Origin of the sequence: Lentilactobacillus sp. SPB1-3, from assembly GCF_026913205.2 — a bacterium.
GTDB lineage: Bacteria > Bacillota > Bacilli > Lactobacillales > Lactobacillaceae > Lentilactobacillus > Lentilactobacillus terminaliae.
In genome coordinates, this window is the sequence record NZ_CP168151.1 from 759,176 (window position 1) to 774,916 (window position 15,741).

The window sequence follows — 15,741 nt, forward strand, 5'->3', positions numbered from 1 at the left end:
CAGAGTACCCCTTCTAAATTACACAACTTTCACATTCGTTTGAGCCGACTTCTTGTTGATCATCAGTAAATGTCCGAATGTAATAGATAGATTTGATTCCTTTTTTATGAGCATAGTTTCTTAAAATATTTAAGTCACGAGTGGTCATCTTGTCTGTTCGACCATCTTTCCAATCATAGATGCCTGCAGGGATGGTTGAACGCATGAATAAGGTTAAGCTCATTCCTTGGTCAACATGTTCCTGTGCAGCAGCATAAATATCAATAACTTTTCTCATATCCATATCATACGCCGATTTGTAGTAAGGCATAGTGTCATTTGATAAATATGGTGCTGGATAATAAATTTTACCGATTTTTGATTCTTGTCGTTCTTCAATTCGATTGATGATTGGGTGCAAGCTGGCAGTGGTGTCGTTAATATATGAAATTGAACCATTAGGTGCAACTGCCATTCTGTTTTGATGATAGAGGCCATCCTTCATTACGGCTTCTTTAAGAGTTTGCCAATCTTCTTTAGTAGGAACTGGAATATTGGTGAATAATTCAGCTACTGTATCTGTCTTTGGTGCGAAATCTTCTGATAAGTACTTATCAAAGTAAGTGCCGTCAGCGTATTTGCTCTTTTCAAACCCAACAAATGTTTGGTTGCGTTCTTTAGCAATTTCGTTAGAAGCCTTTAAGCTCCAGTAGTTAAGAAGCATAAAGTAGGCACTCGTAAATTCTAGTGATTCGGGAGAACCGTATTCCATATGGTTCTTAGCAAGGAAACTGTGAAGACCCATTGCTCCTAAACCAATTGAGTGAGATTCATTATTACCCTTTTGAATTGAAGGGACAACATCAATGTTTGAGTGATCAGTAATAAAGGTTAATGCTCTAACCATAGTCTCAACAGAGTGACCAAAGTCAGTTGCTTGCATCAAATTATTAATGTTAGTTGATCCTAAGTTACATGAGATGTCCTTACCAAGTGTACTATACCGTTGTTGATTATCAACAGTGGATGGTGTTTGTACTTGAAGGATTTCAGAACATAAATTACTCATAGTGATTTGACCATCGATAGGGTTAACACGGTTAGCAGTGTCAATATTAATTACGTAAGGATAACCAGATTCCTGTTGTAACTTACTGATTTCTGTTTCAAGATCACGTGCCTTGATTTTTTTCTTGGCAATGCTTTCGTTAGCAACCAAATTATCGTATTCAGCAGTAATGTCAACGTAAGCAAATGGCTTACCATATTCGCGTTCTACATCGTATGGACTAAATAGGTACATATCTTCATTGTTCTTGATCAATTCGTAGAATTTATCAGGAACGATAACACCAAGTGAAAGGGTCTTAAGTCTGATTTTTTCATCAGCATTTTCTTTTTTGGCAGCCAAGAAGTCAATAATATCAGGATGGAAGACACTTAAATAAACAACTCCGGCACCTTGACGTTGGCCAAGTTGGTTAGAATATGAAAAACTGTCTTCTAATAACTTCATGACAGGAACAACTCCTGAAGCCGCACCCTCAATATGCTTGATTGGTGCGCCAGCTTCACGAAGGTTGGTCAAGTTAATTCCAACACCACCACCGATTCGAGAAAGTTGTAAGGCGGAGTTGATTGTTCGACCAATCGTGTTCATGTCATCGGTGCTTTGAATTAGGAAACATGATACAAATTCACCACGGTTTTCCCGACCAGCATTCAAAAAACTAGGTGTAGCAGGTTGGTAACGTTGATGAATAATTTCATCAGCAAGATCCATAGCTAATTGCTCGTCGCCATCAGCAAAGAAGAGGGCATTAGCAGCCACTCTGTCGGTGAAGGTTTCCAGATATGAGTCATTATCATTAGTTTTTAAAGCATATTGAGCATAAAACTTGTATGCAGCCATAAATGACTTGAACTTAAAATGTTGTTGGCCTAAATAATCATATAATTTTTCAATGAATGCAAAGTCATACTTATTGATAAAAGCCTCTTCATAATAGTTATTATCGATCAAGTAATCGAATCGGTCTTTTAAGGAATCAAATTTAACTAAATTAGGTTCGACATTTTCTTTAATAAATGCGTCGAGGGCCTCTTTATCTTTATTTAGAGGGATTTGACCGTCAACTGGAATGTTGATTTGATTATTTAAATCGAAGTATGAGACATCCTGCAAATTGTGTAAGGACATGCTATAAACCACTCTTTCTTTGAATTTTGAATAATAAAATAGCGGGCTTGAATGTTGCCCGCTTTGGTAAACTAGTGTGTTAAAATGGACAAAGGCTAATTAGCGATTGACTGAAGTTGATCAGGACGGAATCCACTAAAAGCTTGTTGACCATCAACATCAACAACAGGAACGGCCATGAATCCACGTTGTTTTAAGTAATCAACGTATTCAGGTTGTTCGTTAATGTTGTGTTCTTCAAAAGAGATGTTATGTTCAGTAAGGTAACGCTTAGTCATCTTACATTGCATGCAGTTGTTTTTTGAGTATACTGTGATTTTTGCCATTATATGCACCTTCCTAATGGAAATAATTCCTTTGTTCTACGATTTATAGTTTACACTACCCGCAGGGAAAATCAAAGACAAAGCACAAGATATTGTGATATTTTTTCACGATAATACTAAATATAGGCATCTGTAGGCGTTAACGGCAGCTATTAATCTTAAGGAGTTTTATGATGACAGATAATCAATTTTACTATTCAGAGCACCCAGATGTTGTCTCTGACCCACAAAAATGGAACTTTACGTTGTTAGGAAACAACATTTCGTTTACTTCAGACAACGGAGTGTTTTCTAAGAAAACAGTGGACTATGGAAGCCGCGTGTTAATCGATAACATTGATTATGATAAGATTCCTCAGGGTCACATTCTGGATTTAGGTTGTGGTTATGGTCCAATCGGACTGGCGATTGCCAAAAAGTTCCCTGAACGGCATGTGGACATGGTTGATGTAAATGAACTTGCTTTGTCACTTGCACGACAGAATGCAACTGACAACGGAATCACTAATGTAAATATTTTTACTAGCAATGTGTATGAAAATGTGACTGATCAGTATGCCGCAATTATCACTAACCCGCCAGTTAGAGCTGGTAAAGACGTGGTTGATAGTATGATTGCAGAAGCAAAAGCGCACTTGCTTGCTGATGGAACATTAACAATTGTTCTGCAAAAAAAGCAGGGCGCACCATCGGCTAAGAAATTGATGGAAAAAACATTTGGAAATGCAGACATTCTGAAACGAGATAAGGGATATTATATCGTTCAAAGTATCAATGAAGGGTAGATAAATTTGGAAGCTGAACAAACTTATTTTATGCAACAGGCATTAGTTGAAGCGAAAAAAGCTTATTTGATTAATGAAGTGCCCATTGGGGCAGTGGTCGTTCATGATGGCAAAATCGTTGGTAGAGGACATAACCTTCGTGAATGGTTAGAAGATGCTACGGTGCATGCGGAATTGGTAGCCATTCAAGAGGCATGCAGGACATTAAATAGTTGGCGTTTAGTCGATTGTGATTTATATGTAACGATTGAACCATGCCTGATGTGTTCTGGTGCCATCATTAATTCTCGAATCAGTAGAGTATTTTATGGTGCTCCAGATCTAAAAGCTGGCGCAGTTAATTCTTTATATCAGACTTTGACTGATTCACGATTAAATCATCAAGTAGAAGTTTTTTCGGGGCTATATGCAGATAAATCAGCACAGTTGATGAAGGATTTCTTTAAAGCAGCTAGAAAAAAACGAAAATCGGTAAAATAAGCTGGTATTTGTTTCCATAATTTGTTATGATATTTAATGCCGTAAGGCCTTGAGACAAAGGTTGACTTACGAATTGTGTCAGGTCCGGAAGGAAGCAGCACTAAGTATTTTCGATCTTGTGTCTCTCGTTTATAGAAATTTAACTCCTGACAAGGTTTGTCAGGAGATTTTTTTTACGATTAATTAAGAATGTCTTGATTGGAAAGTTTCAAGCATTCATACTATAATTGTTTAGACGTGAACCAATATTTCGGGAGGAAAAACGATGAGTTATCAAGCTCTTTACCGGGTATGGCGACCACAACGATTTGGTGATCTAGTTGGTCAAGAAATTATTACTCAAACATTAAAAAATGCGTTAATTACTGGTCAAACGAGCCATGCTTATCTGTTTACTGGTCCTCGAGGAACTGGTAAAACTTCTGCGGCTAAAATTTTTGCAAAAGCAGTTAATTGCCATTTTCTAAAAGATGGTGAGCCCTGCAATGAATGTGAAACTTGTAAGGCCATTACAGATGGTAGTCTAAATGATGTAATTGAGATTGATGCGGCTTCTAATAACGGTGTCGAAGAAATTCGTGACATTCGGGATAAAGCAAAGTACGCTCCAACGATTGCAGATTATAAAGTCTACATTATTGATGAAGTTCATATGCTATCAACTGGAGCATTTAATGCCTTACTAAAAACACTTGAAGAACCACCTGCCAATGTCATTTTTATTTTGGCAACAACTGAACCTCATAAAATTCCTGCTACGATTATTTCTCGGACTCAGCGCTTTGATTTTAAACGAATCAAACCTAAGACGATTCTAGAACGGATGGAATACATTTTAGATCAAAAAGGTGTTACCTATGAGGAAAAGGCTTTGAAGCTAATTGCCAAATCCGCTGAAGGTGGTATGAGGGATGCGCTATCGATCCTTGATCAAGCTATGTCTTATGGTGATAATCAAATCACGTATGACAACGCACTACTGGTAACTGGTAGTGTTAAAAATAATTTATTATTGGACTATTTACAACAAGTGATCGCCGGTCAGACTAAGGATGCATTATCTACGATTCAGGCGATTCTAGATGATGGCAAAGATCCTAAGCGATTTGTTGAAGACTTAACCAGCACATGTCAAGATTTACTACTATATAAGCAAGACACTGAAATGGTGGAAGAACTTGAATTAGGAATCGTTGACGATAAGTTTAAACAACTAAGTGAAACCATCAGTGATGAGCAAATTTATGGCATTGTCGAAGTGTTAAATGATGTCTTAAATGCACTACGGTTTACAACTAATCAAGACGTGTATTTGGAAGTACTTACAGTTAAGCTAACTCATTTGCCAGCACAAGATAATACTGGACAGGCGTCCACGGCTCAAACTTCAGTTAATCAAGGAACTGATTATCAAGATTTGATGGATACAATCAATTCCCTACAAAATCAAGTTGCTGATCTAACGAAGAAAGTTAGTCAACAACCTTCACAGACTCGGACTGTTGAGACTCCAGTTCATGAAACGAAGCAAGCCAATGCAACTCCTGCTGCGAAGAAATCAACTGATGCCAAAATTGAATTAACTAAAATATATCCAATTTTGGATAGTGCTACGCGTAGCAAATTGAATCAATTTAAGCAGGTGTGGCCTGATCTAATGGACTCATTGTCCGTTACCCAACGGGCAGTCATGCATGTATCTACACCAGTAGCTGCAGGAACTGATGGAGTGATTGTTTCGTTTGAATATCCATTCTTATTTCAAAAAGCGCAGTCAGATACTGATTTAAAAGATGCACTGGAAAATGGTCTTGATCGAATTGTTGGTCAAGTTCCACAAATAGTATTCGTCCCCGAGAATCAATGGCCATCTATTCGAAGCGATTATTTAGCTAAGAATGGTACTCCAGAAACGAGCGGTAGTGTTAATCAAAAAACTACTCCAGCTGCAGATGAGAGTCACACCAATGATTCACAGAGCAGTGGGGATGATGAGGCACCTTTACCACCTGAACCAGCAAATGCTGATTTAAATGAAAATGATTTAGATAATGAACCACAAAATGATAGTCAACAACCAAATTTAGTTGTTCAAAAAGCTGAAGAACTTTTTGGCAATGAAATCGTTGACGTTAAAAATGATTAATTATTATGGAGGATTCACACAATGATGAACGGTATGAACATGAACAAAATGATGAAACAAATGAAAAAGATGCAACAACAACTTGCTGACGAACAAGAAAACTTGAACCAAAAGGAATTTATTGGTCAAGCTCCAGACGAAATGGTTACGGCCATTTTTGATGGCGGTCGTACATTAAAGGATCTTCAAATCAAGAGCGAAGCAATTGATCCAGATGACCCAGAAATGTTATCTGATTTGATTATTGCCGCCGTTAACGATGGTTTAGCAAAGGTTGAAAAAGAAACTGAACAAACCATGGGCAAGTACACTAAGGGAATTCCAGGACTTTAATAAAGAATCGAGTAAACGACTATGCAATATCCAGAACCTATCGCTAAATTGATCGAAAGCTTTATGAAATTACCAGGTATCGGTGCTAAAACTGCTACTAGATTAGCTTTTTACACGGTGGATATGAACAAAGATGATGTTATGGACTTCTCGTCGGCATTAAAATCTACCAAGGAAAATCTGAAGTATTGTTCAATATGTGGCAATTTAACGGAAGAAGATCCCTGCGAGATCTGTCGAGATAAGTCCCGAGACCAGACAACTATCTTGGTGGTTGAACAACCAAAAGATGTGATGGTTATGGAAAGAATTCAGCAGTACCACGGTTTATACCATGTATTGCATGGGGTACTTTCTCCAATTGAAGGAATCGGTCCCGAAGATTTGAATGTCAGTTCATTAATTAAACGACTACAAAAAAATGATCAGGTTAAAGAAGTGATCGTCGCCACTAACGCAACACCAGAGGGTGAGTCCACTGCTATGTACTTATCAAAATTAATTAGTCCATCCGGAATCAAGGTTACTCGATTAGCTCACGGATTATCCATGGGTGCTGATATTGAGTATGCTGATGAAATGACACTGTTTAAAGCTGTCGAAGGTAGAACAGAGATTTAATTGGGAGTTGATGGAAATGTTTTTTGGGCGTTCAAAGCGTAAGTTAAAAGCAGATTATGATAGAGATTTATTGGATTTGATCAACACTTTAAAAGAGAAGTGGGATTATGCTCAAAAAACTCAGGATGCAATTGCCGATGCTGACAATGAGATTCAAATTGAAACGGCGTTAGCCAAGCAAAAATATTTTTATATTTATCATGAGGCGCGGTTGCGAAATATCAAGAACGATCACATTCAGCCCTCTGTGATCAATGCCGATCACAGTTATGAACATTATGATTAACTATTAAGAGTAGTTGTGATATTTAAACATCAAACAACTACTCTTTTTTATTGAATAGACAAGTAAAAATTCATCAAGTACAATTACGTTAGATTAGTTTGGGGGTATTTTAAGTTGACCGGAAAATTTATTACTTTTGAAGGACCTGATGGTGCCGGAAAAACGACGGTTATGAACAACGTGGTAGCCAAACTGGTTCCGTTACTAGATGATCAATTATTAGTGACTAGAGAACCTGGTGGAAATAATATTTCTGAACAAATAAGAACGGTTATATTAGATAAGAAAAATACGGAAATGGATGCGCGGACGGAAGCTTTGTTATATGCAGCTTCTAGAAGACAACATTTAGTTAAAACTATTATTCCAGCGTTACAAGCTGGTAAATTAGTTCTTTGTGATCGATTTGTGGACAGCTCTGTTGCATACCAAGGCGCTGGTCGGCAAATTGGAATGGACGCGGTTTATCAAATGAATCAATTTGCAACGGAAAATACGTTGCCAGATAAAACAATCTATTTTGACATTCCTGTTAGTGTCGGTTTGGACAGAATTGCTAAGTATCGTGATAAAGATGCCGTTGATAGATTGGATGTAGAAACTAAGACATTTCATGAACGGGTCCATGATGGATATCTTGAAATTGCTAAAAAAAATCCCGATAGGTTTATTATGATCGACGCAACTAAGCCACTTGAAGAAGTAATCAGTGAGACATTTAGTGTCATTAAACGTGAAGGTCAGAATTTTTTTAAGGAGTGATTAGTATGAAGTTAATAATTGCAATCGTCCAAGATAAGGATGCTAATAAGTTACGATCAGCATTTGTTGCTAATGAAATTATTGCTACTAGATTTTCTACTTCTGGTAGTTTCTTAAGAGCGGGTAACACTACTTATTTAGTTGGTGTCGATGATGATAAAGTCGAAAAGGTACTGGAACTAATCAAGGAAACTTGTTCGTCAAGAGAACAATTTATGACTCCACCAGTTAGTTTGGGCGGAGATACTTCTGAACATGCCTTTCCAATTGAAGTTCAAGTTGGTGGAGCAACAGTGATGGTGCTTCCAATCGAATCATTTCATCAGTTTTAATGAAGAATTAGTGGGTGTAAACATTGGCAGTTGATGTGTTAAAAGTTGTAAATGAACGTCAGCCACAGCTTTTTGGTCAATTTATGAAGACGATTGAGCAAAAAGAACTTTCGCATGCGTATTTATTTACCGGCGAACAGGGTGCTGGAGAATTCGAAGTCGCTTTGGGAATAGCAATGCGGCTTTTTTGTGAAAACGTTCAAAATGGTTACCCCTGTGGCGAATGTCACGAATGTCAAAGAATTCTTAATTTTGATAATCCTGATGTAGTGATTGAGAATACTGACGATCGCAGCATTAAGGTTGATCAAATTCGAAGAATTAAAGATGAATTTTCTAAATCAGCCGTTGAAGGTAATCGAAAAGTATTTATTATTTCTGGTGCCGACCGACTTACATCGGGTGCCGCCAATAGCTTACTGAAATTTATTGAAGAGCCAATTGGAGACATCGTTACTATCTTAATCACTGAGAATAAGAACTTGGTTCTACCCACGATATTATCTCGAACTCAAGTTATTGAATTTCCTCATTTAAATCGAGAGGATATTTTGGATCAATTAACAAAGGTGGGAGTTCCACCTAGTTCAGTTAATTTGATGCTAAGTTTGACCAATGATTTATCTGAGATGCAGACTTGGCTGAAAGATGATTGGTTTGAAAACATTCAAGTAGCGATTGGCCAGTGGTTTAAGTATGTAATTAAAGGGGATGCAATGGCTTTTCCCTTTATTCAAACGCATTTACTAGGAATAATTAACAACCGTGAAGAGCAGCGAATCGTGCTAGCTATCATGGTTCAAATATTTAGAGAACCCCTAATGATTAAATTCATGGGTAATGATATACCCCGAGAATTCCCTCAGTTTAATGACAGCGTTAATGCTGCGAAAGACAACTTTTCTGCTAGACAACTGACTAGTAGCATTGAATTATTGTTGACCATGAACAATAGTTTTAATGGCAACATGAATTTTCAGAATATATTAGAAGAAACTACGTTAAAATTACTTGATATTGCTAAGCGATAGTGAGGATGGTATTAATTGAATCCAAATGATCTTTATGAAAAACTAAGAGACCTAAATCATAAACTTAACGAAACAGCGTCTGAGTTTTCTGAATTACACGAGGAAATGATCCATTTGATGGAAAAAAACGCTGAGTTAGTTATTGAAAATCAAAACCTTAGAGAGCGATTAAAAACAATCAACCGTAAAGAGGATGACTCTGAAGATGGATTGTCTAGTTCTCGAAAGAATTTAGAGAAGTTATATCACGAAGGATTCCATGTATGTAATGATTACTATGGTAAACGTCGTGAAGACGGCGAGGAATGTATTTTCTGTACTGAGATTATTTACGGTCGTCGTTAATCAATGAAAGAGGTAGCAAGTTTGGAAACTCAAAAAAGTTTTGCAGGTAACCAAGAATTTGGAACGCTTTATTTAGTTCCAACACCAATTGGTAATCTTGATGACATGACCTTTAGAGCGATTAACATTTTAAAAGAGGCCGATTTAATTGCTGCAGAGGATACGCGCAACACGGCTAAATTGTTAAATCACTTTGAAATCAGTACGCATCAAGAAAGTTTTCACGAACACAATTCACATAGTAAAATTCCTGAACTGGTCGATAAGTTGAAATCTGGCATGACGATTGCACAGGTGTCTGATGCGGGGATGCCGTCAATCAGTGACCCCGGACATGACTTAGTTAATGCGTGTATCGAACAACACATTTCTGTAGTGCCACTACCAGGTGCTAATGCAGGTATCACTGCCTTAATTGCATCCGGAATCAATCCGCAACCATTTATGTTTTATGGCTTTTTACCTAGAAAGGGCAAAGAGCAAAAGGATGCTTTAAAGGATTTGGCACAAAAACCTGAAACTTTGATTCTTTATGAAGCTCCGCATAGATTAAAAGAAACGTTAAAAGTACTAGCGACGGCTTTTTCTTATCAACGACAAGCAGTACTGTGTCGGGAGTTAACCAAACGCCATGAAGAGTTTATCAGAGGATCTTTTTCTGAGTTGCTTGAGTGGGCACAAGAAACTGAAATCCGTGGTGAGTTTGTTATTATTATTGATGGTAACGATCACCCAACTGTTGGTGTGATTGATAGTGAAAGTGATGCTTTATCAGGACTATCAATTAAAGAACAGGTTGATTATTTTGTTGAAAGTGGCCTGAAGGTTAATGACGCAATCAAAAAGGTCGCTAAACTGCACGGTATCAAAAAACAATTAATTTATAGGGAGTACCATCAACTAGATTAGGAAGGCGAATCATGACGGCAAAAAAATTTTCAGAAACTCATACAGTTCCATATTACGAAGGAAATATCACTAACCACATCACTTTGGCTATGTTGTTAAATATCGTCATTTTAGTATCTGAGCATCAAAATGAAATTCTTGGTGTTGATCATAATGAATTGATCAACAATTATGGAATTGGTTGGGTAGTCACATCTTATTCAATTAAAATTAATGAATTACCCAAAATCGATCAGACCATTAAGTTAACTACCAGAGGAACATCATACAATAAATATTTTGCTTATCGAGAATTCTGGATTGAGAACGAAGATGGCGAAGAACTTGTTAAGATCGATAGTATCTGGGTATTAATTAATGAAGAAACTAGGAAAGTTAGTCCGATCGATAACGATTTAATTGCACTATATGAGTCTGAAAATGTTAAGCGATTGCCAAGATTACCGCGACCAGAAAAGCTGGGGGATGAATTAGATTCCTCTAAAAAATATCAAGTGCGGATCAATGACATTGATTTTAATGGTCATGTCAATAACGCTCACTATATGGATTGGATGTTGGATGTCTTTTCAATAGACTTCATCACTTCACATAAACCAGTTCAAGTTGATATTCGTTTTGAAAATGAAGTAACTTATGGCAGCTGGGTGGAAAGCTCTGTGAAAATAGAAGCTATGCCAGATGGCCTTACTAAGACAGTTCATAGAATTGATTCTGGTAATGAAGTTTCAGCAATTGCCACAATCATCTGGGGGGACATTAAGTAAATGAAAATTTTAGCGATAGATACCTCAAATAAGCCGTTGACTGTTGCAGTTTTAGATAATAATGAATTGTTGGCCACGGAAACAATTACCACTCACCAAAAGCATGCCGAATTTTTGTTACCAGTGATTGAAGATTTAGTCAATAAGGCGTCATTAAAGCCAGTTGATATTGACAGAATCGTTGTTGCTACTGGTCCGGGATCATATACTGGGGTAAGAATGGCTACCACGGTTGCTAAGACATTGGCTATGACACTTAATATTGAGTTAGTACCTGTATCTAGTTTATTAAACATCGCATTGACAGTTGGCAAGGTCGACGGTTTTATTAATCCCATATTTGATGCTAGAAATGATAATATGTATACAGGATTATATAAATGGGATGGCGAAAATTTAGCTGAGGTTTTACCAGATCGGCATACAAACATTCAGGAGTGGGGTAAGCAAATTGCCCAACTCAATGATCCGGTCACGGTAGTTGCTAATACTGATAGCTTTGACGAAGAGTTAACCAACAACGATGCAGATACATCAATCGTTGATCATTTTAAGGTTGTACCCAGTGCAACTTTATTAGGCAGGTATGGAGCTAACTTAGAAGCAGTTACTGATATTGATGCAATGGTTCCAAGGTACCTCAGATTAACTAAGGCTGAAGCTGATTGGCGTCAAAATCATCCTAATGAGGACGAGAGTAATTATGTGGAAAAAAATTAAATCGTGGTATTCTGAACGCCTCATGGACAAAGAAGGTTCATTAAGACGACGCTATTTAGATATTAAAAATCATGATGTTGATATCAACGGCACCGAATTCTTTTTAGCGAAAGCAATGATTCCGGATATTCCAGAAATTCTGGGAATAGAACGGGCAGTGTATGGAGGCCAAACTCCATGGGATGATCGTGCATTTCGTGGTGAATTGATGCGAAAGAATGACCGTCTCTATTTGGTATTACGTCGAAATGATTGGCTGGTGGCCTTTATTGGCTGTTCCTTGAATTTTAAAACTAAAGATTGTCATATAACTAACGTGGCTGTCGCACCCAATTTTCAAAATCATGGATTGGGATATTTTTTGGTAAACACGATTGTGAAAAAGGCTCGCCAAATGGAATTTGAAAAAGTAACTCTTGAGGTTAGAATGAGTAATACTCGTGCTCAAGATTTATATCGAGACATCGGTTTTGTTGATAATGGTATCAACAAGGGATATTATTTCAATGATCGAGAAGATGCTTTGAACATGAAAATGGATATAACAAAGCTTGGATAAAAGAGAGGTAAGCATGGATAATAATTTAATTCTTGCGTTTGAAACTAGTTGTGATGAAACATCTGTTTCAGTTATTAAAGATGGTAATCAAATTCTTTCAAACATCGTTGCCACACAAATCAAGAGTCATCAACGATTTGGCGGAGTGGTTCCTGAAGTTGCTAGTCGCCATCATATCGAACAGATTACAAGCTGTGTGGAAGATGCCTTAAGCCGAGCTAACGTAACCTATGATGATTTGGATGCTGTCGCAGTCACTTACGGACCAGGTTTAGTGGGAGCATTATTAATTGGTGTTACTGCTGCCAAGACAATTGCTTGGGCTCATGGATTACCATTGGTTCCAGTTAATCATATTGCTGGCCATATTTACGGTGCTCGGTTGGTTAAGCCAATCGAATTTCCAGCAATGGCACTAGTCGTTTCAGGAGGGCATACGGAATTAGTTTACATGCCTGAAGAAAACAAATTTGAAATTATTGGTGAGACCAGGGATGATGCTGCGGGTGAAGCTTACGATAAAATCGGTCGAGTTTTGTCAATCAATTATCCAGCTGGCAAGGAAGTTGACGAATTAGCTCATCAAGGTGAAGACACATTTAAGTTCCCAAGAGCTATGGATAATGAAGATAATTTTGATTTTAGCTTTAGTGGTTTAAAGAGTGCTTTCATCAACACTGTTCACCATGCGGATCAAATTAACGAAACATTAAACCGTTGTGATTTGGCAACTAGTTTTCAACAAGCTGTCGTCGATGTATTAGCTGATAAGACTAATCGTGCGTTAAAACAGTTCCCAGTTAAGCAACTTATTCTTGCTGGTGGAGTGGCTGCAAATAAAGGGCTTCGTGAACGATTAACTGATGAGCTAACTAATTTTCCTAACACTGATTTAGTATTAGTTCCGTTATCTCTTTGTGGAGACAATGCTGCTATGATTGGAGCTGCTGGAGAAATGTTATATCGGCATGGAGTTCGCGCCGATGCAACTTTAAACGCTGATCCATCTTTAGAATTTGATTTAATCAATGATTAAAATTAAAAAAGCCATGACATTTTAAATGTCATGGCTTTTTGTTTACTATAAGTCTTCTAATTCCATACTTTTACTTTCCCAAAGTTCCTCTGTGTTTTCAATTTGTTCATTGATATTGTTGAGCTGATTTTGCAAATCAGCCGATTTTTGAACATCGTTGAAATTTTCTGGCAGGGTCATTTGAGATTCGACGTCATCTTTTTGAATTGTCAAAGTATCTAATTGTTCTTCTAATGCGGCAACTTCTCGAGTCAGCTTACGAACTTGTTTTTGGGCCTCTTTGTTGTTTTGATAATATTGTTTATCAGAGCTGACGGCTTGAGGAGCAGATTGAGTAGGTGCATTTTGTGATTCTTCTCGCTCCTTGTAAGCCAATTGTTCAGCTTTTTTATCAACATAATAGTCGTAATTACCAAGGTAAGCATTACTACCAGTGGCAGATATTTCGACTGTTGCAGTAGCCAACTGGTTAATAAAGTATCTATCATGTGAAACGAATAAGATGGTGCCTTCAAAGTCTCTCAAGGCACGTTCAAGCACTTCTCGGCTGTCAATGTCCAAGTGATTAGTTGGTTCATCGAGAATTAAGAAGTTATTGTGTTGCATAGCTAATTTAGTTAATAGTAACCGAGCTTTTTCACCACCAGATAAGTCCGCGACTAACTTGTCGACGTCATCACCTGAAAAGAGAAAACTACCTAGGATACCGCGGATATCACTTTCGTTAACAGTTGGATGATCGTCCCATAATTCATTGAGAACCTTTTTATTTTTGTGCAGACTTTGCTGTTCCTGATCATAATATCCAGTATCAACGCCGGTTCCAAAACTAATCGTTCCTTTGATTAAAGGAATTTTTCCTAAGATACTTTTAAGTAGAGTGGACTTACCAACGCCGTTAGGACCAACTATGGCAATTGCCTGGTGTCTTTTGACTTCTAAGTTAACCGGTTCGCTTAATATATGGTCATATCCGATAGCGGCGTCTGATACCTTCAAAACATTCTCACCACTTTTTTTATTAGTGGTAAATAAAAAGCGGGCTACTTTTGTGTAATCTACTGGTTTTTCGATCACATCCATTTTTTCTAGCTGTTTTCTGCGGGCCTGAGCTTGTTTAGTAGTTGAAGCTCGCACGATGTTTTTGTCAACGAATTCTTGAAGCTTGGCAATTTTAGCTTGTTGCTTCTCATATTCGCGCATCCTGGTCGTATTGCGCAGTTCTTTTTGATTTATGAAATCAGTGTAATTACCTTGATAATGAGTAAGGGTTTTATGCGCCATTTCATAAACTTCATTAACGATTTGGTCGAGAAAATATCTATCATGAGAAATAATCAGCAATGATCCAGCATAATTTTTGATGTAGCCTTCCAACCAAGTGATAGTTTCAACATCCAAATGGTTTGTAGGTTCATCTAAAATCAGTAGGTCAGGTTTCTCTAACAATAGTTTTGCAAGTGCCAGTTGAGTTTTTTGACCTCCTGATAATTCGTTGATGGGGTGGTCGTAGTCTGCTTCACCAAAGCCGAACCCGTGGAGAACACCTCGAATTTCGGCTTCGTACACGTAACCACCGTTTGATTCGAAGTCAGCTCTCAAATTGTCATAGGTTTTTGATATCTCAGCAAACTCTTCTTCACTCATTGTTGAGTTGTCTTGACTTATTTGCACTTCTAATTTGTGAATTTTGCTTTCGGTTTCTTTTAAAGAATCAAAAACAGATTCCATTTCATCATAAATTGTTTTATTTGAATCTAATCCAGTATCTTGAGCTAGATAACCGATAGTTAAGTTTTTCTTCTCAGAGATTTGGCCTTCGTCTGCGGCCATTTCTCCCATAATAATTTTTACTAACGTTGACTTGCCGGCACCATTTTGGCCAACAAGGGCAATTCGACTTTTTTCCTGGATATTTAAGTTAACTCCGGAAAAAATATTCTCGCCATTAAAACGTTTTGCAATGTCTTGGACCTGCAAAATAATCATGCGGCATCCACCTTTCTGAGTACTAATATTCTAACACATATCAAGATTTTCGGAAAAAGTGCAATTAATATTTGAATTTATTTTCACAAGCGGTAATACTATGGTAGAATAATTAAAGAAGTGAGTTTCACAAAG

The 15,741-nt window shown here is 37.4% G+C and carries 18 protein-coding genes and 1 other RNA gene; 16 read left to right on the top strand and 3 right to left on the bottom strand.

Features of this window, described 5'->3' with window-relative positions; all coding sequences use genetic code 11:
- Positions 1–13: 13 nt before the first annotated feature.
- Both nrdE and nrdH read right to left on the bottom strand, forming a co-directional pair.
- Positions 14–2,179 carry a class 1b ribonucleoside-diphosphate reductase subunit alpha gene (nrdE, locus tag O0236_RS03785; RefSeq protein WP_268912789.1) on the bottom strand — a complete coding sequence of 722 codons (2,166 nt, stop codon included), beginning with the start codon at positions 2,177–2,179 and terminating at the stop codon, positions 14–16.
- A 95-nt stretch (positions 2,180–2,274) separates the two neighbouring features.
- On the bottom strand, positions 2,275–2,505 hold the full coding sequence (gene nrdH, locus O0236_RS03790; RefSeq protein WP_268912790.1) for a glutaredoxin-like protein NrdH: 231 nt from the start codon (positions 2,503–2,505) through the stop codon (positions 2,275–2,277).
- Positions 2,506–2,678: 173 nt separating this feature from the next.
- On the opposite strand from nrdH, the gene O0236_RS03795 reads away from it, so the two are divergent.
- The 16 genes from O0236_RS03795 to tsaD all read left to right on the top strand — a co-directional run bounded on the left by O0236_RS03795 (position 2,679) and on the right by tsaD (position 13,617).
- Positions 2,679–3,290, top strand: a complete 612-nt coding sequence (locus O0236_RS03795; RefSeq protein ID WP_268912791.1) for a class I SAM-dependent methyltransferase — start codon at positions 2,679–2,681, stop codon at positions 3,288–3,290.
- A complete protein-coding gene (gene tadA, locus O0236_RS03800; protein ID WP_268913302.1) occupies positions 3,291–3,770 on the top strand; it encodes a tRNA adenosine(34) deaminase TadA in 480 nt (159 codons plus the stop codon). It abuts the gene before it with no gap.
- A 47-nt stretch (positions 3,771–3,817) separates the two neighbouring features.
- Positions 3,818–3,904: signal recognition particle sRNA small type (gene ffs / locus O0236_RS03805), an RNA gene on the top strand.
- A 131-nt stretch (positions 3,905–4,035) separates the two neighbouring features.
- Positions 4,036–5,916, top strand: a complete 1,881-nt coding sequence (gene dnaX / locus O0236_RS03810) for a DNA polymerase III subunit gamma/tau (RefSeq protein ID WP_268912792.1) — start codon at positions 4,036–4,038, stop codon at positions 5,914–5,916.
- A gap of 21 nt (positions 5,917–5,937) precedes the next feature.
- Positions 5,938–6,249, top strand: coding sequence for a YbaB/EbfC family nucleoid-associated protein (locus O0236_RS03815; RefSeq protein ID WP_268912793.1), 312 nt, complete (start codon positions 5,938–5,940; stop codon positions 6,247–6,249).
- A 21-nt stretch (positions 6,250–6,270) separates the two neighbouring features.
- The gene (gene recR, locus O0236_RS03820; RefSeq protein ID WP_268912794.1) at positions 6,271–6,870 is read left to right on the top strand and encodes a recombination mediator RecR; all 600 of its coding nucleotides are present in this window, start codon (positions 6,271–6,273) and stop codon (positions 6,868–6,870) included.
- A gap of 16 nt (positions 6,871–6,886) precedes the next feature.
- Positions 6,887–7,156: a YaaL family protein gene (locus O0236_RS03825; protein ID WP_372791688.1), complete on the top strand. Its 270-nt coding sequence runs from the start codon at positions 6,887–6,889 to the stop codon at positions 7,154–7,156.
- Positions 7,157–7,270: 114 nt separating this feature from the next.
- The gene (gene tmk / locus O0236_RS03830; RefSeq protein WP_268912796.1) at positions 7,271–7,918 is read left to right on the top strand and encodes a dTMP kinase; all 648 of its coding nucleotides are present in this window, start codon (positions 7,271–7,273) and stop codon (positions 7,916–7,918) included.
- Positions 7,919–7,923: 5 nt separating this feature from the next.
- Positions 7,924–8,250 (top strand): cyclic-di-AMP receptor, encoded by a 327-nt coding sequence (locus O0236_RS03835; RefSeq protein WP_268912797.1) that lies wholly within the window; start codon positions 7,924–7,926, stop codon positions 8,248–8,250.
- A gap of 23 nt (positions 8,251–8,273) precedes the next feature.
- A complete protein-coding gene (gene holB, locus O0236_RS03840) occupies positions 8,274–9,281 on the top strand; it encodes a DNA polymerase III subunit delta' (protein ID WP_268912798.1) in 1,008 nt (335 codons plus the stop codon).
- Between the two features lie 15 nt (positions 9,282–9,296).
- On the top strand, positions 9,297–9,626 hold the full coding sequence (locus O0236_RS03845; RefSeq protein WP_268912799.1) for a DNA replication initiation control protein YabA: 330 nt from the start codon (positions 9,297–9,299) through the stop codon (positions 9,624–9,626).
- A gap of 21 nt (positions 9,627–9,647) precedes the next feature.
- Complete coding sequence (gene rsmI, locus O0236_RS03850; protein ID WP_268912800.1) at positions 9,648–10,535, top strand: 16S rRNA (cytidine(1402)-2'-O)-methyltransferase; 888 nt, start codon at positions 9,648–9,650, stop codon at positions 10,533–10,535.
- A gap of 11 nt (positions 10,536–10,546) precedes the next feature.
- Complete coding sequence (locus tag O0236_RS03855; RefSeq protein ID WP_268912801.1) at positions 10,547–11,302, top strand: acyl-[acyl-carrier-protein] thioesterase; 756 nt, start codon at positions 10,547–10,549, stop codon at positions 11,300–11,302.
- Positions 11,303–12,022: a tRNA (adenosine(37)-N6)-threonylcarbamoyltransferase complex dimerization subunit type 1 TsaB gene (gene tsaB / locus O0236_RS03860; protein ID WP_268912802.1), complete on the top strand. Its 720-nt coding sequence runs from the start codon at positions 11,303–11,305 to the stop codon at positions 12,020–12,022.
- Positions 12,006–12,581 (top strand): ribosomal protein S18-alanine N-acetyltransferase, encoded by a 576-nt coding sequence (gene rimI / locus O0236_RS03865; protein WP_268912803.1) that lies wholly within the window; start codon positions 12,006–12,008, stop codon positions 12,579–12,581. Before tsaB ends, rimI begins: the two co-directional genes overlap by 17 nt.
- 13 nt (positions 12,582–12,594) lie before the next feature.
- Positions 12,595–13,617 carry a tRNA (adenosine(37)-N6)-threonylcarbamoyltransferase complex transferase subunit TsaD gene (gene tsaD / locus O0236_RS03870; protein ID WP_372791693.1) on the top strand — a complete coding sequence of 341 codons (1,023 nt, stop codon included), beginning with the start codon at positions 12,595–12,597 and terminating at the stop codon, positions 13,615–13,617.
- Positions 13,618–13,662: 45 nt separating this feature from the next.
- Here tsaD and abc-f read toward each other — a convergent pair whose 3' ends face one another.
- Positions 13,663–15,606, bottom strand: a complete 1,944-nt coding sequence (gene abc-f / locus O0236_RS03875; protein ID WP_268912805.1) for a ribosomal protection-like ABC-F family protein — start codon at positions 15,604–15,606, stop codon at positions 13,663–13,665.
- Positions 15,607–15,741: the final 135 nt, after the last annotated feature.

What these genes read in the sequence shown, in the direction of transcription:
- nrdE (WP_268912789.1), bottom strand. Translation starts at nt 2,179, where the DNA reads ATGTCCTTACACAATTTGCAGGATGTCTCATACTTCGATTTAAATAAT.
- nrdH (WP_268912790.1), bottom strand. Translation starts at nt 2,505, where the DNA reads ATGGCAAAAATCACAGTATACTCAAAAAACAACTGCATGCAATGTAAG.
- O0236_RS03795 (WP_268912791.1), top strand. Translation starts at nt 2,679, where the DNA reads ATGACAGATAATCAATTTTACTATTCAGAGCACCCAGATGTTGTCTCT.
- dnaX (WP_268912792.1), top strand. Translation starts at nt 4,036, where the DNA reads ATGAGTTATCAAGCTCTTTACCGGGTATGGCGACCACAACGATTTGGT.
- O0236_RS03815 (WP_268912793.1), top strand. Translation starts at nt 5,938, where the DNA reads ATGATGAACGGTATGAACATGAACAAAATGATGAAACAAATGAAAAAG.
- recR (WP_268912794.1), top strand. Translation starts at nt 6,271, where the DNA reads ATGCAATATCCAGAACCTATCGCTAAATTGATCGAAAGCTTTATGAAA.
- O0236_RS03825 (WP_372791688.1), top strand. Translation starts at nt 6,887, where the DNA reads ATGTTTTTTGGGCGTTCAAAGCGTAAGTTAAAAGCAGATTATGATAGA.
- O0236_RS03835 (WP_268912797.1), top strand. Translation starts at nt 7,924, where the DNA reads ATGAAGTTAATAATTGCAATCGTCCAAGATAAGGATGCTAATAAGTTA.
- O0236_RS03855 (WP_268912801.1), top strand. Translation starts at nt 10,547, where the DNA reads ATGACGGCAAAAAAATTTTCAGAAACTCATACAGTTCCATATTACGAA.
- tsaB (WP_268912802.1), top strand. Translation starts at nt 11,303, where the DNA reads ATGAAAATTTTAGCGATAGATACCTCAAATAAGCCGTTGACTGTTGCA.
- rimI (WP_268912803.1), top strand. Translation starts at nt 12,006, where the DNA reads ATGTGGAAAAAAATTAAATCGTGGTATTCTGAACGCCTCATGGACAAA.
- tsaD (WP_372791693.1), top strand. Translation starts at nt 12,595, where the DNA reads ATGGATAATAATTTAATTCTTGCGTTTGAAACTAGTTGTGATGAAACA.
- abc-f (WP_268912805.1), bottom strand. Translation starts at nt 15,606, where the DNA reads ATGATTATTTTGCAGGTCCAAGACATTGCAAAACGTTTTAATGGCGAG.